This window comes from Pseudomonas sp. MMS21 TM103, assembly GCF_022132145.1.
GTDB lineage: Bacteria > Pseudomonadota > Gammaproteobacteria > Pseudomonadales > Pseudomonadaceae > Aquipseudomonas.
Genome location: NZ_JAJISP010000001.1, coordinates 1,433,382 through 1,454,698 on the forward strand (window position 1 = coordinate 1,433,382; position 21,317 = coordinate 1,454,698).

General features: G+C 63.2%; 19 protein-coding genes. 14 read left to right on the plus strand and 5 right to left on the minus strand.

Annotation, left to right across the window (positions count from 1 at the left end; genetic code table 11):
- Positions 1-7 precede the first annotated feature (7 nt).
- The gene (gene polA, locus LJY18_RS06605; RefSeq protein WP_238040980.1) at positions 8-2,821 is read left to right on the plus strand and encodes a DNA polymerase I; all 2,814 of its coding nucleotides are present in this window, start codon (positions 8-10) and stop codon (positions 2,819-2,821) included.
- Positions 2,822-3,138: 317 nt separating this feature from the next.
- Here polA and yihA read toward each other — a convergent pair whose 3' ends face one another.
- Positions 3,139-3,789 (minus strand): ribosome biogenesis GTP-binding protein YihA/YsxC, encoded by a 651-nt coding sequence (yihA, locus tag LJY18_RS06610; protein WP_238040981.1) that lies wholly within the window; start codon positions 3,787-3,789, stop codon positions 3,139-3,141.
- Positions 3,790-4,037: 248 nt separating this feature from the next.
- On the opposite strand from yihA, the gene LJY18_RS06615 reads away from it, so the two are divergent.
- From LJY18_RS06615 to LJY18_RS06635, 5 genes are all read left to right on the plus strand, one after another.
- The gene (locus tag LJY18_RS06615) at positions 4,038-4,328 is read left to right on the plus strand and encodes a c-type cytochrome (RefSeq protein WP_238041125.1); all 291 of its coding nucleotides are present in this window, start codon (positions 4,038-4,040) and stop codon (positions 4,326-4,328) included.
- 46 nt (positions 4,329-4,374) lie between these two features.
- Positions 4,375-4,980 (plus strand): c-type cytochrome, encoded by a 606-nt coding sequence (locus LJY18_RS06620; RefSeq protein WP_238040982.1) that lies wholly within the window; start codon positions 4,375-4,377, stop codon positions 4,978-4,980.
- Between the two features lie 213 nt (positions 4,981-5,193).
- Complete coding sequence (locus LJY18_RS06625; protein ID WP_238040983.1) at positions 5,194-5,820, plus strand: thiol:disulfide interchange protein DsbA/DsbL; 627 nt, start codon at positions 5,194-5,196, stop codon at positions 5,818-5,820.
- Positions 5,821-5,842: 22 nt separating this feature from the next.
- Complete coding sequence (locus LJY18_RS06630) at positions 5,843-6,724, plus strand: endonuclease/exonuclease/phosphatase family protein (protein WP_238040984.1); 882 nt, start codon at positions 5,843-5,845, stop codon at positions 6,722-6,724.
- Positions 6,721-8,616, plus strand: coding sequence for a GGDEF domain-containing protein (locus LJY18_RS06635; protein WP_238040985.1), 1,896 nt, complete (start codon positions 6,721-6,723; stop codon positions 8,614-8,616). The genes LJY18_RS06630 and LJY18_RS06635 overlap by 4 nt, the downstream gene beginning before the upstream one ends.
- Before the next feature lie 189 nt (positions 8,617-8,805).
- Here LJY18_RS06635 and LJY18_RS06640 read toward each other — a convergent pair whose 3' ends face one another.
- On the minus strand, positions 8,806-10,224 hold the full coding sequence (locus tag LJY18_RS06640; RefSeq protein WP_238040986.1) for a DASH family cryptochrome: 1,419 nt from the start codon (positions 10,222-10,224) through the stop codon (positions 8,806-8,808).
- 134 nt (positions 10,225-10,358) lie between these two features.
- Between LJY18_RS06640 and LJY18_RS06645 the strand changes: the two genes are divergently transcribed.
- The 3 genes from LJY18_RS06645 to LJY18_RS06655 all read left to right on the plus strand — a co-directional run bounded on the left by LJY18_RS06645 (position 10,359) and on the right by LJY18_RS06655 (position 13,520).
- Positions 10,359-10,952 (plus strand): MarC family protein, encoded by a 594-nt coding sequence (locus LJY18_RS06645; RefSeq protein WP_238040987.1) that lies wholly within the window; start codon positions 10,359-10,361, stop codon positions 10,950-10,952.
- Complete coding sequence (locus tag LJY18_RS06650; RefSeq protein WP_238040988.1) at positions 10,949-11,728, plus strand: N-acetylmuramoyl-L-alanine amidase; 780 nt, start codon at positions 10,949-10,951, stop codon at positions 11,726-11,728. Before LJY18_RS06645 ends, LJY18_RS06650 begins: the two co-directional genes overlap by 4 nt.
- 262 nt (positions 11,729-11,990) lie before the next feature.
- Complete coding sequence (locus LJY18_RS06655) at positions 11,991-13,520, plus strand: nucleobase:cation symporter-2 family protein (RefSeq protein ID WP_238040989.1); 1,530 nt, start codon at positions 11,991-11,993, stop codon at positions 13,518-13,520.
- A gap of 195 nt (positions 13,521-13,715) precedes the next feature.
- On the opposite strand, the gene LJY18_RS06660 is transcribed toward LJY18_RS06655, so the two are convergent.
- Together LJY18_RS06660 and algB are read right to left on the minus strand one after the other, a co-directional pair.
- The gene (locus tag LJY18_RS06660; protein ID WP_238040990.1) at positions 13,716-15,491 is read right to left on the minus strand and encodes an ATP-binding protein; all 1,776 of its coding nucleotides are present in this window, start codon (positions 15,489-15,491) and stop codon (positions 13,716-13,718) included.
- Positions 15,488-16,831 (minus strand): sigma-54-dependent response regulator transcription factor AlgB, encoded by a 1,344-nt coding sequence (algB, locus tag LJY18_RS06665; protein WP_238040991.1) that lies wholly within the window; start codon positions 16,829-16,831, stop codon positions 15,488-15,490. Before algB ends, LJY18_RS06660 begins: the two co-directional genes overlap by 4 nt.
- 232 nt (positions 16,832-17,063) lie before the next feature.
- On the opposite strand from algB, the gene LJY18_RS06670 reads away from it, so the two are divergent.
- The 5 genes from LJY18_RS06670 to LJY18_RS06690 all read left to right on the plus strand — a co-directional run bounded on the left by LJY18_RS06670 (position 17,064) and on the right by LJY18_RS06690 (position 20,247).
- Entirely contained in the window at positions 17,064-17,900 is an 837-nt protein-coding gene (locus LJY18_RS06670) for a BON domain-containing protein (RefSeq protein ID WP_238040992.1), read from the plus strand.
- 241 nt (positions 17,901-18,141) lie between these two features.
- The gene (locus LJY18_RS06675; protein ID WP_238040993.1) at positions 18,142-18,402 is read left to right on the plus strand and encodes a hypothetical protein; all 261 of its coding nucleotides are present in this window, start codon (positions 18,142-18,144) and stop codon (positions 18,400-18,402) included.
- A gap of 2 nt (positions 18,403-18,404) precedes the next feature.
- The gene (locus tag LJY18_RS06680) at positions 18,405-18,686 is read left to right on the plus strand and encodes a hypothetical protein (protein ID WP_238040994.1); all 282 of its coding nucleotides are present in this window, start codon (positions 18,405-18,407) and stop codon (positions 18,684-18,686) included.
- Positions 18,680-18,844: a DUF1328 domain-containing protein gene (locus tag LJY18_RS06685; RefSeq protein ID WP_238040995.1), complete on the plus strand. Its 165-nt coding sequence runs from the start codon at positions 18,680-18,682 to the stop codon at positions 18,842-18,844. Before LJY18_RS06680 ends, LJY18_RS06685 begins: the two co-directional genes overlap by 7 nt.
- Positions 18,845-19,017: 173 nt before the next feature.
- Positions 19,018-20,247 (plus strand): nucleoside recognition domain-containing protein, encoded by a 1,230-nt coding sequence (locus LJY18_RS06690; RefSeq protein WP_238040996.1) that lies wholly within the window; start codon positions 19,018-19,020, stop codon positions 20,245-20,247.
- Here the strand turns inward: LJY18_RS06690 and LJY18_RS06695 are convergent.
- Positions 20,229-21,317 (minus strand): DUF5924 family protein, encoded by a 1,089-nt coding sequence (locus tag LJY18_RS06695; protein WP_238040997.1) that lies wholly within the window; start codon positions 21,315-21,317, stop codon positions 20,229-20,231. The genes LJY18_RS06690 and LJY18_RS06695 overlap by 19 nt on opposite strands.

The window sequence follows — 21,317 nt, forward strand, 5'->3', positions numbered from 1 at the left end:
CCTGCTCATGAGCCAAGCTCCTCTCGTCCTGGTCGACGGTTCTTCGTACCTCTACCGCGCCTTCCATGCCCTGCCGCCGCTGACCACCTCCAAGGGCTTGCCCACCGGTGCGGTGAAGGGTGTGCTGAACATGCTCAAGAGCCTGCGCAAGCAGTACCCAGACAGCCCCTTCGCGGTGGTCTTCGATGCCAAGGGCGGGACCTTCCGCGATGCGCTGTTCGCCGAGTACAAAGCCAACCGGCCGTCGATGCCCGATGACCTGCGCGTGCAGGTCGAGCCGTTGCACGCCAGCGTCAGGGCGCTGGGCTTCCCGCTGCTCTGTGTCGATGACGTCGAAGCCGATGACGTGATCGGTACCCTGGCCCGCCAATGCGCCGGCGAAGGCCGCGACGTGGTGATTTCCACCGGCGACAAGGACATGGCCCAGCTGGTCTGCCCGCACGTTACGCTGGTCAACACCATGACCGGTAGCATCTATGACATCGATGGCGTGAAAGCGAAATTCGGTGTCGGTCCTGAGCTGATCATCGACTACCTGGCCCTGATGGGCGACAAGGTCGACAACATCCCGGGAGTGCCGGGGGTCGGCGAGAAAACCGCCCAAGGCCTGCTGGTCGGTATCGGTGGCGGTCTCGACGTGATCTACGCCAACCTCGACAAGGTGGCCGGGCTGCCGATTCGCGGGGCCAAGACCCTGGCGGCCAAGCTCACCGAGCACCGCGACATGGCCTACCTGTCCTACCAGCTGGCGACCATCAAGCTGGATGTGCCGCTGAACCTGGAAGTCGAGGCGCTGCATCCCGGCGCCGCCGATGTGCCCGCGTTGCTCGAGCTGTACGACGAGCTGGAATTCAAGAGCTGGCGCGATGAGTTGTTGCGCCAGAACAAGGGCCAGGTTGCCAAAAGCGCCAAGGCCGCCAGCGATGCGCCAGCGACCGATGAGCTGTTTAGCCTGACCGCCAGCGCGGTGCCGCAAGCCGAACCGGCCGTGGTGATCCCGGCCTCGCCTGGCTACCTGACGATTCTCGAGCAGGCACAGTTCGATCGCTGGCTGGAGAAGCTCAAGGGCGCCGAGCTGATCGCCTTCGACACTGAAACCACCGGCCTCGATGCACAGAAGGCGCAGCTTGTGGGCTTGTCGTTTTCGGTCACGGCTGGCGAGGCAGCCTATATTCCGCTGGCCCACTCCTATATGGGCGTGCCGGCGCAGCTCGACCGGGACCAGGTGCTGGCCGCGCTCAAGCCGATTCTCGAAGACCCGCACAAGGCCAAGGTCGGCCAGCACGCCAAGTACGACATCAATATCCTTGCCAATGCCTCGACGCCGATCGACGTGCAGGGCGTGGCCTTCGACACCATGCTCGAGTCCTATGTGCTCGACTCCACGGCCACCCGCCATGACATGGACAGCCTGGCGCTGAAGTACCTCGAGCACAGCACCATCCGTTTCGAGGACATCGCCGGCAAGGGCGCCAAGCAGCTGACCTTCGACCAGATCGCCCTGGAACTGGCCGGGCCTTACGCGGCGGAAGACGCCGATGTGACCCTGCGCCTGCACCAGTGCCTGTGGGCCAAGCTCGAAGCCGAACCGGGCCTGGCCAAGGTCTTGCGCGAGATCGAGATGCCGCTGGTGCCGGTGCTGGCGCGCATCGAGCGCCAGGGTGCGCTGGTCGACGCCAAGCTGCTCGGTGAACAGAGCGTCGAGCTGGGCGACAAGCTGGTGGCGCTGGAGCGTCAGGCCTTCGATATCGCCGGCGAGGAATTCAACCTGTCATCCCCCAAGCAGCTCGGGGTGATTCTCTACGAGAAACTCGGCCTGCCGGTCATCAGCAAAACCGCCAAGGGCCAGGCATCGACCGCCGAGGCGGTGCTCGCCGAACTGGCCGAACAGGACTACGAACTGCCCAAGGTGCTGATGCAGTACCGCAGCCTGAGCAAGCTCAAGAGCACCTACACCGACCGCCTGCCGGAGCAGATCAACCCGCGCACCGGGCGTATTCACACCTCTTATCACCAGGCGGTGGCGGCCACCGGGCGCTTGTCGTCCTCGGACCCGAACCTGCAGAACATTCCGATCCGCAGCGCCGAGGGCCGGCGCATTCGCCAGGCGTTCATCGCGCCCAAGGGCTACAAGTTGCTGGCGGCGGACTACTCGCAGATCGAGCTGCGCATCATGGCCCACCTGGCCCGGGATGAAGGGCTGCTGGAGGCCTTTCGCCATGACCTCGACGTGCACAAGGCCACCGCCGCCGAAGTGTTCGGCGTCAGCCTGGACGAGGTGAGCACGGACCAGCGGCGTAGTGCCAAGGCGATCAACTTCGGCCTGATCTACGGCATGAGCGCCTTCGGTCTGGCCAAGCAGATCGGCGTCGACCGCAAGCAGGCGCAAGCCTATATCGACGTCTACTTTGCCCGTTACCCCGGCGTGCTCGCCTACATGGAGCGCACCCGCGCGCAGGCCGCCGAGCAGGGCTATGTCGAGACCCTGTTCGGCCGTCGCCTGTACCTGCCGGAGATCCGTTCGGGTAACCCGGGCCTGCGCAAGGGCGCCGAACGCACCGCGATCAACGCGCCGATGCAGGGCACCGCCGCGGATATCATCAAGCGCGCCATGATCGCGGTGGACAACTGGCTGAGCGAGTCAGGCTTGGATGCCAAGGTGATCCTGCAGGTGCACGACGAACTGGTGCTGGAGGTGCGCGAAGACCTGGTCGAGCAGGTGCGCGAGCAGATCAAGCAACTGATGAGCGGCGCGGCCGAACTGGCTGTGCCCTTGTTGGTGGACGTGGGCGTGGGCAATAACTGGGACGAAGCACACTGATAAGGCGGCTGGCCGGGTGACTCCGGCAGCGGGCGGTAGGGGCCGCTGTCGGGGATTGTTAACTTTTAAAACCGATAGGCATTAAACCTAAGGGTTTTATGGTCAATAGATTCTAAGAAGTGGCTGAACTTTGCGTTTGCCCCGGTAGTCAGAAGTTTTGAATGGCCCAGAAAGCCTTTCAATGCTCCTTGTTGTGTTAAGTGTTGGCAGATATCTGAACCCCGCCCTAGCGGTTCAGACCTTTAAGCCCCGAGCTTCTCTCTCCCCATCTGAGGCTCGGGGATTTTTTTGTCCGCAGAAAAGTACTCGGCCGCCTCTCAGTCTTCGGTTTCCGCCTCGCTGAGCGCGAACTCACCCAGTTGCAGCCATTCGGCCAGCACCGCCTGGGCTTCTTCGATGCCCTGACGCTTGGGTGCGGAAAACAACTGAATGCTCACCCGGTCGCCCCAGCGCTGGCGGATGTCCTGCTGCACCTTGAGCAGTGTGGTCTTGGCCGCGCCGAAAGCCAGTTTGTCGGCCTTGGTCAGCAGAATGTGCATCGGCATCTCGCTGGCTGCCGACCAATCCAGCATCAAGATGTCGAACTCGGTCAGCGGCTTGCGGATATCCATCATCAACATCAGCCCGCGCAGGCACTCACGGCTGCCCAGATAGGCTTCCAGGTGCTTTTGCCAGTGCAGCTTCAGCGGGATCGGGACCTTGGCGTAGCCATAACCGGGCAGGTCGACCAGGCGTCGCTCATCGTCCAGGCGGAAGAAGTTCAGCAGCTGGGTACGCCCCGGGGTTTTCGAGGTGCGTGCCAGGCTGGCGTGGGTCAGGGTGTTCAGCGCGCTGGATTTGCCGGCGTTGGAACGGCCGGCAAAGGCCACTTCGTAGCCCAGGTCATCCGGACATTGGTCGACCTTGGCGGCGCTGATCTGGAAGGTGGCTTGTTGGCACAGGCCGATAATGGGGTTCTTAGCTTGCATCAGGGTATCCGGTGAGGGCGGGCATAATGGAAATTTCAGGCGCGCAGCCCTTGCGACATTTGCGCACATCCTGCCGGGCGCTACGCGGCGCGGCAAGCGGTGTCGTTTCCGTTTCAGTGGTGCCAGTATATAATGCCGCAGATTTTGTGTGCGCTTTGTCCCGTGCGCTGGATGATTATTGCGGGGACGAATTAGACCTTGGTGTCCATAGAGGGCGGTGCGTTGCCTTCCCTGATGAGGCTGATCTGATGAATAAAATGCTGCTTGCCGCTGCTGTGTTGGTGTTCTCCTACAACAGCCAGGCTGCCCAGGATCCACAAACGGTGTTCAATCGCGCTTGCGGGGCATGCCACAATGGGCAACTGCCAATGGCACCGAAAAAAGGCGACAAAGCTGCCTGGGAGCCACGTTTGGCTAAAGGCATGGATACGCTGGTCACCAGCGTCACCAATGGTTTTAATGCAATGCCGCCGCGTGGTCTGTGCATGGACTGCACCGCCGAGGATTACCAAGCCGTCATACAGTGGATGACCGAGTAAATCCGGCCCATAACTCTTTCTCTCTTAGCCGTAGTTGGATTAGCTGATGAACAAAATACTCGTGAGTCTGCTGTTGACCCTAAGCATCACCGGTTTGGCCCAGGCCGCCGGTGATGCTGCCGCAGGTCAGGGCAAAGTTGTCGTATGTGGCGCTTGCCACGGTGCCGATGGCAACAGTGCTGCACCGAACTTCCCGAAGTTGGCTGGTCAAGGCGAGCGCTACCTGCTCAAGCAGCTTAACGACATCAAGGCCGGCAATCGCCAGGTCGTGGAAATGACCGGCCTGCTGAATAATCTCAGCGATCAGGATCTGGCCGATATCGCCGCCTACTATGCCAGCCAGACGATGAGCGTTGGCGCTGCCGACCCGAAACTGGTCGCCCGCGGCGGAGAACTGTTCCGTGGTGGCAAGTTGAACGAAGGCATGCCAGCCTGCACCGGTTGCCACTCGCCCAACGGCGCCGGCCTCGATGCGGCAGGCTTTCCGCAAATCGGTGGCCAGCATGCGGCCTATGTGGCCAAGCAGTTGACCGATTTCCGTGAAGGCAATCGGACCAACGACGGTGACGGCAAGATCATGCGCAGCATCGCCGCCAAACTGAGCAACAAGGATATCGAAGCGGTATCCAGCTTCATCCAGGGCCTACACTGAGGCACTTGGCGGTTGTGAAAAAAACCTCTCGATACGTTCACAGCCGCTGAGCCTGGCCGCGGGGGACGTAAGAACCTGCAATGAAAAGGGTGGCCTCGGCCACCCTTTTTCGTTTGTCAGCCCGCTACAATGGTGGGAACCTGCCCTGCGGCACAGGGTCTGAATACCGACTCGCCGTTGCGCGACGCCTAACATCCAAGCAAGGAGTACCTCATGCGTAAACTGATCCTCGGCGCTGCCCTGGCCATCAGCAGCCTGTTCGCGCTGACTGTTCAGGCAGAACCCGAAGCCGGCAAGAACTATGTCGAACTCGCCAGCGCTGTGCCGATATCCAAACCCGGCCAGATTGAGGTGGTTGAATTGTTCTGGTACGGCTGTGGCCATTGCTATCAGTTCGAGTCGTCGATCAACCCGTGGATCGAGCAGTTGCCGGACGACGTCAATTTCGTCCGCATTCCGGCCTTGTTCGGTGGCCTGTGGAATGTGCATGGCCAAGGCTTCATCACCCTGGAGGCGATGAAGGTAGAGTCCAAGGTGCATACGGCCATATTTGACGCTATTCACAAGCAAGGCAAGAAGCTGGCAACGGCAGAAGAAATGGCCGAGTACCTCGCTACCCAGGGTATCGACAAGGACACCTTTCTCAAGACTTACAATTCCTTCGGCGTGAAGAGCCAGATGGAAAAGGCCAAGAAACTGGCCATGGCTTACCAGATCAGCGGTGTGCCGGTGATGGTCGTCAACGGCAAGTACCGTTTCGACATCGGCATGGCCGGCGGTGCCAAGCAGGCTCTGCAGGTGGCCGATTACCTGATCGACAAAGAGCGCGCCGCGCAGTAGGCGGCCGCCACGAGCGTCGCGCATGTTGCGTCGATGGACCAACAGCCGCCAGGTTGGCCTGTGTGATCCACAGGTCAACTCGCAGTGCACTGCTGCCGTCGATTGGCCCCGCGGCGGGCTCCTGCGTCTGCTCAGCTTCAATATCCAGGTCGGCATCACCACCCAGCGTTACCACCACTACCTGACGCGCAGCTGGCAGCACTTGCTGCCCCATATCGGCCGTGCCGGCAATCTGCAGCGCATTGGCAATCTGCTCGAAGATTACGACCTGGTTGCCCTGCAGGAAGTCGATGGCGGCAGCCTGCGTTCCGGCTACGTCAACCAGGTCGAACACCTGGCCCACCTCGGTGCCTTTCCTTACTGGTACCAGCAGCTCAATCGCAATCTTGGCCGCCTGGCCCAGCACAGTAACGGCGTGCTCAGCCGGTTGCGCCCCAGCCTGTTGGAGGATCACCCGCTACCTGGCCCGCCGGGCCGCGGTGCGATGCTGTTGCGCATCGGCGAAGGCGAGGATGCGATTGTCGTGGTGATGATGCACCTGTCGCTGGGGGCGCGTACTCGCACCCGGCAGTTGGCCTATATTCGCGAACTCATCGGTGGCTACCGGCACCAGATACTGATGGGCGACATGAATACCCACGCCAGTGACTTGCTGCTGAAATCGCCCTTGCGCGACCTCGGCCTGGTGGCGCCACAGATCGAAGCGACGTTTCCCAGTTGGCGGCCGCAGCGCTGCCTCGACCATATCCTGCTCAGCCCTGGCCTGGCGCTGGAACGCTACGAGGTGCTGGCTCTGCCGATTTCCGATCATCTGCCAGTGGCCGTGGAAATTCGCCTGCCGCAAGCATTGGGTCGCTCGTCGCTGCCTGTACTTGACCTGTCTGCCGCCGAAAACGCGCCATGAGCAACGACGTCCAGCGCTGGAAAGACAAATACCTGGCCAGCCTCGAGCAGCAGGAGGTCCTCGAACGGCGTTGGGATGCCCGCGTCGACCTGCTGCGGCGTGGTCTGGTGCGCAGCAGCCTGGCGGCTGAGGGTGCCGATAAAGGGGTCGATCAGTGCATGCAGGACCTGCGCGAGATCCTTCGTCGTGATGACATGGACGCGGGCCTTGCTGCCTTGATCCCGCGGCTGGAAAAAGCCGTTCTGGATTCCGAGCAACGCCGCCAGCAACGAGTCGGTCAGGTTTCCAGCGCTCTGGTTGCGTTGGTTGGCCAGCTGCTTGAGCTGGAGCTGCCCCGCGACGTGCGTCGGCCGCTGAAAGACTATGCCAAGCAGCTCGATAGCCGTGCCGAGCAGGTCCGTGAGTTGCCGCTGCTGCTGGCCGAGTTGAGTACCCTGCAGCAACAGGCACTGGCAGTGCTGGGGCACGAGCAGATCGAGCGACCGGGCTTGCTCAAACGGCTGTTCGCTGGCCGCGCCCCGGCCATTAGCGACATGCCCGCTGCGCTCGAGCCTGTGCCGCCGCCGATAGTGCCACTGGCCGTCGCCTCCCTGCCGGCGCAGGCGCTTGCCCACCTCGCAGTCGTGGAAGCGACGGCTGTTGCGGCTAGTCAGGCCCTCTCGGCCGATGTTCCTGCTCCCGCTCCCGCTCCCGCTCCCGCTCCCGCTCCGGTAGCCAGCGTGCTCGACAGCTTGCCACTGCCCGCTGGCTTGTTACCGCCGGCGGCGAAGCCTGGCACCCTCGAAGAGCCGGTTGAGAGCGCCGAGACGGACCCCGAGTACGCCTTGCCGCCGCCACCAGAGCCTGGTTATAGCGCCATCGCCAATCATGTCGAGAAAACCCTGCTCGGTCTGTTGGACGACTTGGTATTGCCGGAGCGCCACCAGGATCAGGCCGACTTGTTGCGCGAGCGCATTCTGGCCGGTTTGAACCTGTATGAGCTGGTGCCGGTGCTGGACGATCTGGCCGTGCTGATGCTGGCCATTTCCGATGTCGGGCAGCGCGAGTTCGAGGGTTACCTCAAACAGCTCAATGAGCGCCTGGCGACCTTTCAGGGCGGTTTGCAAGATGCCCACGATGGCTACGCAGATTCGGTCAGTGCCGCGCGTCAGCTCGACAGCGAGCTGCGCCAGCAGGTCGATGGACTGCACAACAGTGTGCAACAGGCAACGGATTTGCCGAGCCTCAAGGAATTGCTGGAAAACCGCCTGGACGGTTTGCTGGGCACCATGGAGCAATACCAACGCCAGCGTGACGAGCGTGAACAGCTGGTGGCCGGGCGCTTGCAAACCCTGGTCGAACGGGTGGCGAACATGGAGCAGGAGGCCAAGGGCTTTCGTCAGCACCTCGAAGAGCAGCGGCAGAAAGCCTTGCTCGACCCGCTGACCGGACTACCCAATCGCGCGGCCTGGAACGAGCGCCTGGATCTGGAGTTGGCGCGCTGGCAGCGCTACGGTGGCGAACTGCTGATGGCGGTGGTCGATATCGACCACTTCAAGCGGATCAACGACGAGTACGGCCACCTGGCTGGCGACAAGGTGCTGAAAATCATCGCCGGCGAACTGCACAAACGCCTGCGCAAGACCGACTTCATCGCCCGCTTCGGCGGTGAGGAGTTCGCGCTGCTGATTCCGGCGACCCCCTTGGCCGGTGGCTTGCAACTATTGGAAACCCTGCGTGCCGGCATCGAAGCCTGCCCGTTCCACTTCAGGGGCGAGCGGGTGACCATCACCCTGTCGGCCGGGATTAGTGCATTCGCCAGCGCAGAGCGCAGCGATCAGGTATTCGAGCGCGCCGACCAGGCGCTATACCAGGCCAAGCGCGGCGGCCGCAATCGTGTCGTGGCCGGCTGAGCACGGCCTCTGCGTGCGGAAGCTGGCGCTTCAACCTTGAAACCCGCCAAGCGATACCCTGGGTTGCGCCACAACGGCTCTTGCTGAGCCGACTGCAATCGGCAGTGGGTCCTGACTCCCCTACGCAAGACCGTTCAACCGCTGATGGCTCGGTGTCGCGACACCCGTCGCAGGAGTGGCCCAATGACCTCAGGCCGCCCTCGGCAGGTAGGGTCGCCAGGTCTCGGGAATCTGTTCCAGGCGCGGGTAGTTGAGCGCGTCCAGTTGCCGTTGCGAGAGCAGAAACGGCGTATGGCGTAAATGCGGCGGCACATGGCGCAATTCCGGCAGCCAAAGGCTGACATAGCGGGCGTCCGGATCGAAGTGCCGGGCCTGGCGCAGGGCGTTGAATGCCCGTTGCTGCTGCGGGTCGCAGCCGACGCCGGCCAGGTAGACCCAATTGCCCCAGTTGCTCGCCGGGTCGTAGTCGATCAGGTGTTCCTCGAACCAGGCGGCGCCATATCGCCAATCCTGTTGCAAGTCGTTGATCAGGTAACTGGCGACAACTTGCCGGCCACAGTTGGACATGAAGCCGGTGGCGGCCAGTTCGCGCATGTTGGCGTCCACCAGCGGCATGCCGGTACGGCCTTGGCACCAGCGCTCGAAGCCTCGGTCGAGCCGTTGCGGGGCATGCTCCGTGGCTTTCACACCGCCCGCCTTGAACAGGGCGCTGCCGTGACGAACCAGGGTCCAGCGAAAGAAATCGCGCCAGAGCAGTTGCAGCCACAAGCAATAGGTTGAATCGTTGCGGCCGAATTGCGCCTCATGGCGGCGCAATTCGGCCACCACCCGGCGCGCCGAGAGGCTGCCGTTGGCCAGCCAGGGCGAGAATTTCGACGAATACTCACTGCCGATCAGACCGTTGCGTGTGTCCTTGTAGTGGCGCACCCCCTGGCTGATCCACAGGTAGTCGCGCAGGCGTGCCTGGGCCGCAGTTTCGCCGCCTGAGAAGGGAAAGGCGCCGGCGGCCACGCTGAGCGGCTCACCCAGGCCCAGTCGCGACAGGCTTGGCAGCTCTTGCAGCAGCGCCTGCGCCCCGTCCGGTAAGGGTGGCAGCACCTGTGGTGCGGAGCGGGGCTGGAACACGTGCAGGCGTTCCTCGACCAGGTTCTTGAACGGGGTAAATACCTGCGGCAGTAGTTCGGCTGGGCAGCGCAGTTCCTCGGCGTGCAGCAGGTTATCGCCGGGTACCTGCTGGAGGGCGATGCCGGCAAGCGCACCTTGCACACGGGCGAGTTGCCTGCGTTCGTCCGGGGCGATTTCTTCCAGGGTCAGCACCCGGTCCAGGCCGAGCTGGCCGACCAGCCGGGGGATCACCTGCTCTGGCGTCCCCGGCAGAACCAGCAAGTGCGAGCCGCGCTGGCGCAGCGCCACATCCAGCGCCATCAGGCTCTCCAGGAGAAAGCGTGCACGGTGCACGCCCAGCCGGCGGGTGCCCAGGGCGCAGGTCTGCAGCTGCGTCGGATCGAAAACGAACACCGGCAGCAGGTACTCGGCACCCTGCGTGGCCTGCAAGGCCGGGTGATCGTCGAGGCGCAGATCCTGTTTGAACCACAGCAGTGCGCGCATGATAGGTTCCTCGAGCGTCGGCCCGACAGCGTCGCGAAAGTGGCTTGCCGCCGATTCGCCTGACGAAGGCGTTTTGCCGACAGACGCACGCCTACTAGAACATTAGACTGTCGTGACCTGTCGAGGAGTGCTGCATGGATATTTTCGGGATCGCGGTATTGATCTTTCTGGTGACCGATCCGTTCGGCAATATCGCCATCTATATCGCCGCCCTGAAGAATGTCGCACCCAAGCGCCGGCTGTGGGTGGCGGGGCGCGAGTTGCTGTGCGCGCTGATCCTGCTCCTGCTGTTCCTTACCTTCGGTGACAAAATGCTCAGCGCCCTGGGGCTGTCGCGCGAGGCCACCGCGATTGCCGGCGGGATCATCCTGTTCGTGATTGCCATGCGCCTGATCTTTCCCGGACCGCAGGGCGTGCTCGGCGATGTGCCGGATGGCGAGCCGATGCTGGTGCCACTGGCCACCCCGGCGGTGGCCGGGCCCTCGGCTCTGGCGGTGTTGATGACCCTGCGCAATACCCACGAGGGGCCGCTCTGGGAACTCTACCTGGCGGTCATCCTGGCGTGGGCGGCGACCGCTTTTATCCTGTTGCAGTCCTCGTTCCTGCAGCGTTTCCTCGGCCCTCGCGGGCTGACCGCAATAGAGCGACTGATGGGCATGCTGTTGATCATGCTCAGCGTCGATATGCTGCTGGATAACCTGCAAAGCGTGTTGCATATCCGTCCATGAGAGTTATTTGCCTTGCCCTGTTGCTCTGCCTACTGGCCGGTTGTACCGGCGGTCCGCGGATTGACAACCGCTACACGGCGATCGGCCAGAGCAGCCGTGTGCAGTACATCGTCCTGCACTACACCTCGACGAATCTGCCGAACTCTTTGCGTCTGCTGACCGAGGAGGAGGTCAGTAGCCATTACCTGATCGGTGACACGCCGGCGACCATCTACCGTCTGGTCGATGAAAACCGGCGTGCCTGGCACGCCGGGGAGAGCCAGTGGCAGGGGCGCACCTGGCTGAATGCCAGCACGATCGGCATCGAGCTGGTCAACCGTGGTTATTCCGACGGACCCAACGGGCGTCAATGGCAACCCTTTGCCCCGGCGCAGATCGATGCGCTGGTCGAGTTGCTCAAGGACATCATGCGCCGCCATGAGCTCCCCCTCGGCAGCATACTCGCCCACAGTGACGTGGCGCCGCAGCGCAAGGTCGATCCGGGGCCGCTGTTCCCCTGGCAACGCCTGGCCGATGCCGGCCTGCTGCCCTGGCCGGATGCCCACGCCGTGGCGCAGCAGCAGGCGTTATTCAGCAAGAGCCTGCCCACGGTGGCCTGGTTTCAGCAGCAACTGCAGCGCCAGGGCTATCTGGTGCCCGAGCATGGCGAGCTGGATGAGGCCACGCGCAATGTGCTGGCAGCCTTCCAGATGAAGTACCGCCAGACGCGCTACGACGGTGAGCCGGATGCCGAGACGGCGGCGCTGCTGCTGGTTTTGGCTGGCCCTGCGAGCTAGCCAACCAGCGCTCGTCGCCAGTGTCCCCTTTCGCTGTCCCCTAACCCTCTTGCGTTTGCGTGCCTGCACCGCGGCCTGTCGCGGCTGCTTGCCGGGCGTCATTGGCTCGTGTGCAACGCGCTACCGCCTGCAGCAATTACCCCGGGCCGTTATGAAAATGACGGTCAGGTACTGCTGGACAAAAATTGTATACAAAGAATAGGATGTTTATCGACACGGTTGTCTACAACCCGCATACAAGAATAATAGCGAGAACCCCAGCATGACGACTTCACCTGATACGCCGTCTTCTGCGCCGCGCCCGGAAGACGAAAATCTCGGCATCGGTGCCAGCCTTGCTTATGGCCTGCAGCATGTCCTGACTATGTACGGCGGTATCGTGGCCGTACCGCTGATAGTCGGCCAGGCCGCCGGCCTGTCGCCGGCGGATATCGGCCTGTTGATCGCCGCCTCGCTGTTCGCCGGTGGTCTGGCGACGCTGCTGCAGACCCTGGGTCTGCCGTTCTTCGGCTGCCAGTTGCCGCTGGTGCAGGGCGTCTCCTTCGCCGGTGTGGCGACCATGATTGCGATCATCAGCAGCGATGGCAGCGGTGGCTTGCCGGTCGTCTTTGGCGCGGTGATTGCCGCGGCGTTTATCGGCCTGCTGATCACCCCGGTGTTTTCGCGTATCACCAAATTCTTTCCGCCGTTGGTCAACGGCATTGTCATCACCATCATTGGTCTGACCCTGATGCCGGTGGCGGCGCGCTGGGCGATGGGCGGTAACAGCCAGGCGGCGGATTTCGGCAGCATGGCCAACATCGGCCTGGCCGCGCTAACCCTGGTAACGGTGTTGGTGCTGAGCAAGCTGGGCAACGCGAGCATCTCGCGCCTGTCGATACTGCTGGCCATGGTGATCGGGACCCTGGTAGCCGTGGCGCTGGGCATGGCAGATTTTTCCAAGGTCAGCGAAGGCCCGTTGCTGGCGTTTCCGACGCCCTTCCATTTCGGCATGCCGACTTTCCAGGTGGCAGCGATCATCTCGATGCTGATCGTGATCATCGTCACCCTGGTGGAAACCTCGGCGGACATTCTCGCGGTGGGTGACATCATCGAGACCAAGGTCGATTCCAAGCGCCTGGGCGACGGCCTGCGTGCCGACATGATCTCCAGCATGTTCGCGCCGATCTTCGGCTCGTTTACCCAGAGTGCGTTCGCCCAGAACGTCGGCCTGGTGGCGGTCACCGGGGTCAAGAGCCGTTATGTGGTGGCCAGTGCCGGGCTGATTCTGGTAACCCTGGGCCTGTTGCCGGTAATGGGGCGGCTGATTGCGGCGGTGCCGACCTCGGTGCTGGGTGGCGCCGGTGTGGTGCTGTTCGGCACGGTAGCGGCGAGCGGCATTCGCACGCTGTCCAAGGTCGATTACCGTAACAACATGAACCTGATCATCGTGGCCACCGCGATCGGTTTCGGCATGATTCCCATCGCCGCGCCGACCTTCTACCACCAGTTCCCGGCCTGGTTCGAAACCATCTTCCACTCCGGTATCAGCTCGGCGGCGATCATGGCGATCCTGCTGAACCTGGTGTTCAATCATGTCAAGACCGGTAACTCGGACCAGCAATCGGTCTTCGCTGCGGGCAGCGAACGCACCCTGTGCTACCAGGATATCGCGGCGTTGAACGATGGGGACTACTTCAAGGGCGGTAAGTTATTCGACGCCGAGGGCCGGGAGGTTCCGTTGCAGGTGGCCAGCGCGCCGGCGAGCCGCTCAGGTGGCGAGCAAGTGCTGGCCGCGGTAGCCGACAGCTAGGTCCGCGTTGCCAGCCTTCAGCGCCTGCGTTGAGCCAGTCACGAAGCGCCAGGCATCGTCTCGACAAGGGTGGCCAGCTGTTCCCGAGCGGGTTTGATGCCGGGCATCCGCCTGACTGCGCAATCAGACAGCGACATCAGCCTGGACCGGCTGCTGTCGCTAGTCGATTGCCCTCCGCGCCGCCCAGGCAGCCGCTCAGAGCGGCAGTTCCAGATAGAAGCGCGCGCCCTGGCTCGGCCGCGACTGCACGCCAATGCGGCCACCGTGCAGTTGCACGATTTCCTTGCACAGCGCCAGTCCCAGGCCTGCGCCACCGGTCTTGCGGCCGACCTGGACGAACGGCTCGAATATCCGCGCTTGCTGGCTGTAGGGAATGCCCTCGCCATCATCCTCGACGCTCACGATCACCCGCTGACCCTGGCGCCGTGCCTGCAGACGGATCTGCCCCTCGGCGTGGCTGTGGCGCAGGGCGTTACCGAGCAGGTTGTCGAGGGCGCGTTCGATCTGCAGACGATCCAGGTCGATCTCCGGCAGTGCGCCGTCGACCTCGACGCTCAGCGTGACCCCGCGTTCGGCGGCCTGGGCGGTGAACCGCTGTTGCGCCTGCTGCAGCAGTTGCTCGAGGTTGCACGGGCGCCTGTCGAGCTGTTGCAGGCCGTTCTGGTAGCGCGAGAAATTCAGCAGGTCATTGATCAGCAGGAGCAGGCGGCGCATTTCTTCGTCGACGGTGTGCAGCAGCTGGCTCTCGCGCGCCTCGTCGGGGAAGTGCAGGCGTTCCTGCAGCAGGCCGAAGGCCATGAGCATGCCGGTCACCGGGGTGCGCAACTCATGCGAGGCGCGCAGGACGAACTCACTGCGTACGCGCTCGAAGGCGCGTTGCTCGGTGACGTCGTGCAGCACCATCACCGCACCGTGAATCCGTTCGTCGCTGAGGCTGACCGGGGTCAGGCGATAGGTCAGCAGGCGAGTTTCGCCGTCGGCTTCGACTTCCAGGTCTTCCGGTACCTGTTCCAGGCCTTCGCCGCGCATGACGCGTTGCAACTGCTCTTCCAGTCCCGGGCGCTGCAGGGCCTGGCTGATGCTCACGCCGCGCGGTTGGTCGTACCAGCCGAGCTGGCGCTGGGCAACCTGATTGAAGTGATCGAGCAGACCGCTGCGGTCGAAAATCAGCAGGCCGTCGTCGATGCTGTCGAGCACCGCCTGCAAGCGCCGCTGCTCGGTGAGCAGGGTCTCGACATCGCTGTTCTTGAATTGCCTGAGCGACTCGGCCATCACCCCGAAACGCAGGCTCAAGGCAGACAGCTCGGCGACCGGGGAAGGCGGCAGGTTGACCTGGAAGTCGCCTTGGCTGATCCGCTCGGCCGCCAAGCCCAGGGCCTCCAGCGGCTGGCCCAAGCGCTGGGCGATACTGTGCGCGGTGACGAAGCCGACCAGCAGCACGGCCACACCGATCAGGCCGAGCAGTCCGACAATCAGGGTGGCGCGCTCCTGTGAGCGCTGTTCGGAGCTTTGCAGCTCGGCGAAATAGCGCAGTTGCACAGTATTGATGCGCTCGCGCAGGTCCTCCACCGTCTGGCCGAAAGTGGCGGCGCCGAGCAACTCCTGGCGCTCCGGCAAGGGCTTGGCCAGCAGCTGCTCATACAGGGCATACGCGCGCCCGATCTCGCTCACGGCCTGGCGGTCGCGGTCGTCCTGGGCGCCTGCGCGGGTCTGCTCGAGCCAGTCGTTGAAGCGCCGGCCGGAGGCCTGCAAGGCCTGGCGGTCGAGGTTTTCCGGCAGCAGCAGGACCAGTTGCTTGCCCAGTTCCAGGCGCAGGCCGAGGGTGGCGTCGAGCATGCTCAGGTTGTGGGTCATCGCCTGGCTTTGCGTCTTGGTCAGCTGCAATACGCTGAACATCCCCAGCAGCAGGCCGAGCAAGGCCACGGTGATCAGTGCGCTGCTGTTGAGGAAGAACCGGCTGCGCAGCTTCACAGGTTGAACTGCTTGCGTTTGCGGTACAGGGTCGAGGCATCGATGCCCAGGGTCTTGGCCGCCTGGTCGAGGGTTTCGCTGCTGGCCAGCACCGCGCCAATATGGGCTTTCTCCAGTGCTTCCAGGCTCATCGCGGCGCCGACTCGCGGACCGCTGCCGGGCAGCTGCCCACCGAGGCCGAGGTGGCTGACCTCGACCAGTGGCTGGGTGCAGATGATGCTGGCGCGCTCGATCACATTGCGCAGTTCGCGAATGTTGCCCGGCCACTGGTAGGCCAGCAAAGCCGCGCGTGCCGCATCACTGAAATCCCGCGCCGGACGGGCATATTCCTCGACGAAGTGGGCGAGGAAACGCTCGGCCAGGGGCAGCAGGTCTTCGCTGCGCTCGCGCAGCGGCGGCAGGTTGAGGGTGATGACGTTGAGGCGATAGAGCAGGTCTTCACGAAACTGACCGTCCTTGACCATCTCGCCGAGGATGCGATTGGTGGCGGCGAGGATGCGCACGTCGGCCTGGCGCGTCACCGGGTCGCCGATCCGCTCGTATTGCCGGTCCTGGATGAAACGCAGCAACTTGGGTTGCAGGGTCAGCGGGAAATCGCCGATCTCGTCGAGAAACAGGCTGCCGCCGTCGGCCTGGTTGACGCGGCCCAGGGTGCTTTCGCTGGCGCCGGTGAAGGCGCCGCGGCTATGGCCGAACAGTTCGCTTTCCATCAGTTCGGCGGTCAGCGAGGGGCAGTTGATGGTCACGCAGAACTTTTTCGCCCGCCGGCTCCAGCCATGGATGGCCTGCGCCAGCTCACCCTTGCCGGTGCCGGACTCGCCGAGAATCAGGATGTTGGCGTCGGTAACGGCCACCTGGCGCGCGGTTTCCAGGATTGCCATCATGGTCGGATTGTTCGAGTCGAGATCCTGTTTGCGGTTGCGCACCTGGCCTTCCAGGGCTTCCAGGCGGGTGGACAGGTAGCGAATTTCCAGTTGTTTGGTCGCTGCCATGCGCAGTTGCTCGGGGCTGCAGGGTTTGACCAGGTAATCCGCCGCGCCGGCCTGGATGGCATCCACGGCGATGTCCACTGCCGACAGCGCGGTGACGATCACTACGCGCATCCACGGCGCCTGCACGCGCATCTGCGCCAGGACGTCGAGGCCGCTGTCCTCGCCCAGGCGCAGATCGAGGAAGCACAGGTCGAACACCTGGCGTTGCAACAGCGCTTCAGCCTGATGGGCACTGCTGGCCGTGGCAACCTGATGGCCGGCGTCCTCCAGGCAGTAACGGAAGGTGCGCAAAATCGCCGCCTCGTCATCGACCAGCAGGATGCGCCCGCCGGGTTGTGCTGCGTCCATGTCCATCTCCAGAGGCTGAATGCGAGGATTAGTCCCAGCGATCTCGTGCAAGTTGCATGATGAGTATGCGGCGATCTTGCACATTGCATGCTGGGGCTTTTGGATATATTTAATAAGGTGCTGATATATATAGGATTAATTTAATCGAAAGAGCTGGCACAAGGGCTGCAAGAGTCCACCTAGATAAAGCTGCCGCAGGTAGCTCGTAAGTGGATTCAATAGGAGTTCTGCCATGCATCAGTTGAAAACTCTGGCCCTGGCCACCGCGACCGCCGGTTTGTTCGCCTTCATGCCCATGGCGGCCTACGCCGAGCAGGGCGATTTGAGCAGCCAGCTCAGTGAAGCCCGTCAGGAAGGCTCGATCTGGACCGCGTTCGCCCTCAACCGTCACCTCAGTCCGTTCAAGATCGATGTGGATGTCGAGAATGGCAGCGCACTGCTCACCGGCAGCGTGGAAACCGCTGTCGAGCACGACCTGGCCGAGCAGGTCGCGTTGGGCATCGACGGGGTGAACAAGGTCGATAACCAGCTGCAGATCGATCCGAAGATCGAACCCATAGTCAGCAGCGAACCGACCCTGGCGCAGCGTTTCGACGACGCTACCCTGGTCGCCACGGTGAAATCCAAGCTGCTGTGGAACAGCAACACCGAAGGCCTGGACATCAAGGTGACCAGCGAGAACGGGGTGGTGACCCTGACGGGCAGTTCACAGACTGCAGCGGCCAAGGAGCTGGCCGGACGCCTGGCAGCCAATACCGACGGTGTGCGCCAGGTGCATAACCAGCTGACCGTCAGCGCCGCCGATACCAATGCGGCAAAAGCCCAGCAGGCTGCGACTGATGCCAAGGCGGTGATCAGCGATAGCTGGATCACCAGCAAGGTCAAATCCAGCCTGCTCTACAGCCGCAACACCTCGGGCCTGAATATCTCGGTAGTGACCCAGGACGGACAGGTCACGCTCGGCGGCAGCGTACTGAGCCAGGCCGAGAAGCAGCTGGCGATCGAGACTGCCCGCAACATCCGCGGCGTGCGGTCGGTGAAAGCCGCAGGCCTGAAAGTCACGGGTTAAACGTTCAATGCCGGGCGCTTCCTCCGCCGGCCGTCGTGCAAAACGCCCGGCGGCCGGCACCGGATCGTGCAGGATGCCCGTATCCGTTGCCGGATTTATTTTTATCTTGTTGATTTAAAAGATTTTTTATTTTCAGTTCAGCTGGCACGACCGCTGCACTAGTTACGCTATCAGCCCCAGCGCCCGCATCCATGCCGGCCGGGCACCGGACAACCCAGGCAAGACTGGGAGGAGTTTCAGGATGAGCCGCCGTCATTTCGATCTCGCGTCAAGCGATAAGTATTTGTTGATCGGCAGCGCCTTTTTGCTGGCGCTGATCGGCTTGGTGTTGAGTCGGGATGCCGAGGTGGCAGCCTCTCATGCGGCGATGCTTGCTCCAGCCCTGCCGATAGCGGCTGCGACCGGTGGAGTGGTGATGGTTCGACGCCTGCAGCAGATCAGCAGCGATAGCCTGGCGCCAACCTGGAGCGACTCCTCGCGCAAAGTCAGTTGGGTGTTCTAGCCATGTACATGCAGCTGCAGGCGAGCAAGACGGCCCTCTGTGCGGTGGTCTTGTTGCTGGCGATTCTGCTGGCCCTGTCAGGCGTGATGTTCGGCGGCACGGTGCTGGCCGGCCAATGGCTGTGGGGCAATCATGCCGAGGAGCATGTCATGCCGTGGCAGCGATGCAACGACGGGTTAGATCGCGCCGGGAAAGTGTTTGCAATGCCCGCGCGCGGCAGCACGACTGTAAATTCGACACATATTTTGCAAGACCTCACGCACCAAGGAGAAACGCCATGTTGAGCTGGGCCATAACTTTTCTGATCATCGCCATCGTCGCAGCCGTATTGGGTTTCGGTGGTATCGCGGGCACTGCCACAGGCATTGCGAAGATCCTCTTCGTGGTGTTCCTGGTGATGTTTATCGTGTCGTTCATCATGGGCCGCCGTCCACGGCGCTAGCGCTCCGCGTCGCGGGCTGGCGCCCTGTGGTAGGAACCTGCCGGAAGCTGGCGCCCTGCTGAAGCGAAAAAGCAGGGCGCCAGCTTTCGGCCGGGCCGCGTCCAGTCACCACACAAGCTGGGCGCGGCCACCTTGAGCCGCGCTATCATCCGCCCATCGATCGGGGGTGGAAGATGCTGAACGGCTTGTGGCTGGGATTTTTCGTGGTGGCGGCAGTGGCGGGATTGTCGCGCTGGTTGCTGGGTGACGATCCGGCGGTGTTCGCCGCGATGGTCGAAAGCCTGTTCGCCATGGCCAAGCTGGCGGTCGAGGTGATGGTGGTGCTGTTCGGCACCCTGACCCTGTGGCTGGGCTTTCTGCGCATCGCCGAGAGGGCCGGCCTGGTCGACCTCCTGGGGCGTGCGCTGGGGCCGTTGTTCGCGCGGCTGATGCCCGAGGTGCCGCGCGGCCATCCGGCGCTGGGCTTCATCACCCTCAACTTCGCCGCCAACGGCCTGGGCCTGGACAACGCCGCCACGCCGATCGGCCTGAAAGCCATGCGGGCGTTGCAGGAGCTGAACCCGAGCAAGGTGGTGGCGAGCAACGCGCAGATCCTCTTCCTGGTGCTCAACACCTCCTCCCTGACCCTGCTACCGGTATCGATCTTCATGTACCGGGTACAGCAGGGCGCCGACGACCCGACCCTGGTGTTCCTGCCGATCCTCCTGGCCACCAGCGCTTCGACCCTGGCCGGCCTGCTGGCGGTGGCCCTGGTCCAGCGTCTGCGCCTGTGGGATCCGGTGGTGCTGGCCTACCTGGTTCCCGGTGCATTGCTGCTCGGCGGCTTCATGGCGCTGCTGGCCGGCCTCTCGGCCACGGCGCTGGCGGCGCTGTCCTCGCTGCTCGGCAATCTCACCCTGTTCGGCCTGATCCTGCTGTTTCTGCTGGTCGGTGCGCTGCGCCGGGTGCCGGTCTACGAGAGCTTTATCGAAGGCGCCAAGGAAGGCTTCGACGTGGCCAAGAGCCTGTTGCCCTACCTGGTCGCCATGCTCTGCGCGATTGGTGTACTGCGCGCCTCCGGTGCCCTGGACTTTGGCCTTGATGGCGTACGCGCCGTGGGGCAATGGCTGGGCTGGGACACCCGTTTCATTGATGCTCTGCCCACCGCGCTGATGAAGCCGTTCTCCGGCAGCGCGGCGCGGGCCATGCTGATCGAGACCATGCAGAGTTTCGGCGTGGACAGTTTTCCCGCCTTGTTGGCCGCCACGGTGCAGGGCAGTACCGAGACCACCTTTTATGTGCTGGCGGTGTATTTCGGCGCGGTGGGCATCCAGCGTGCCCGGCATGCCGTGGCCTGCGCGCTGTTCGCCGACCTGGCCGGGATCCTCGCCGCTATCGGCGTGTGTTACTGGTTCTTCGGCTGATCCGCTGTTTCGGCTTGGCCGCCCAGATCGGGAGCCGTGGCGGCTGCTGACTCCAGCACCTGGAAGCTCAACACGCCGATCATCTGCCCGGCCTCGGTGAGCACCTGGATCTGCCAGCGGCCAAGTGGGTCGTTCGGGAAGTTCTGCTTATGGGTCCAGGCGCGATAGCCTTCCTTGCGTCCACCGGAAATGTCCAGAGCGATCCGCTCGACTTCCTCGCCGTTGTGCCGCCAGACATGGTAGATGCGCTCGTTCAGGCCCCGCGGTGCATTGATCGCGGTGTAGGCGAACAGCCCCTGGGCACGCAATTGGGCGATGCCGAGCTGCTTGAGTCCGGCGCCTGGCGAGCGGTTGCGGTCGTTGAATTCCTGGCTAACCGCCACCTCGGTCAGCCACAGCGTTGCCGGCGGCACCCAGACCCTGGCCAGCCAGCCGGTCGCACCCAGCGCCAGGGTCAAGCCCATCAGCAGCACGCCGCGCCACCACCGCTGCATCGTGATGATCCCCATCAGGCTGGGAACCGACAGGATCACCGCGGTGACCAATGCCAACTGATAGCTCTGCGGAGTCGTCAGCTTGAAGATGATCGGCAAGGCGGTGAGCATGACCGCGAACAGCGCCAAGGTGTGATAGGCGAGGAACAGCCAGCGCCGCGGCGCCAGCCACTTGTAGTACAGCGGATCAATGATCGAGACCAGCGCCGCTATCGCCAGCACACCGCTGAACAGCGCCTGGCCGCTGTTCCAGGTGGTGGTGATGAAGAAGAACGGCAGGACGAAGAAGAGGCTTTCCTGGTGGATCATCTGGGTCGCGTAGCGCAGCAGCGGCGGCGGCAACTCGAAGCCAAACCAGCGGGCGATCTGCGCGCGCAGGGTATTTTCCAGAATCAGCCACAGCCAGCTGACCAGCATCACCGTGGCCAGCGCCTGGGCCAATTCGGCCTGGCGCTCGACCAGCAGGAAGCTTGCCAGTCCAGAGGCGAAACCGAAGATCGCCACCAGCCCGGGGTGGCGCTGGAGCAGGGCGAATAGGCTGAGCAGCTGGGTTTTCCCGCGTGCGAGTAGGGTCAA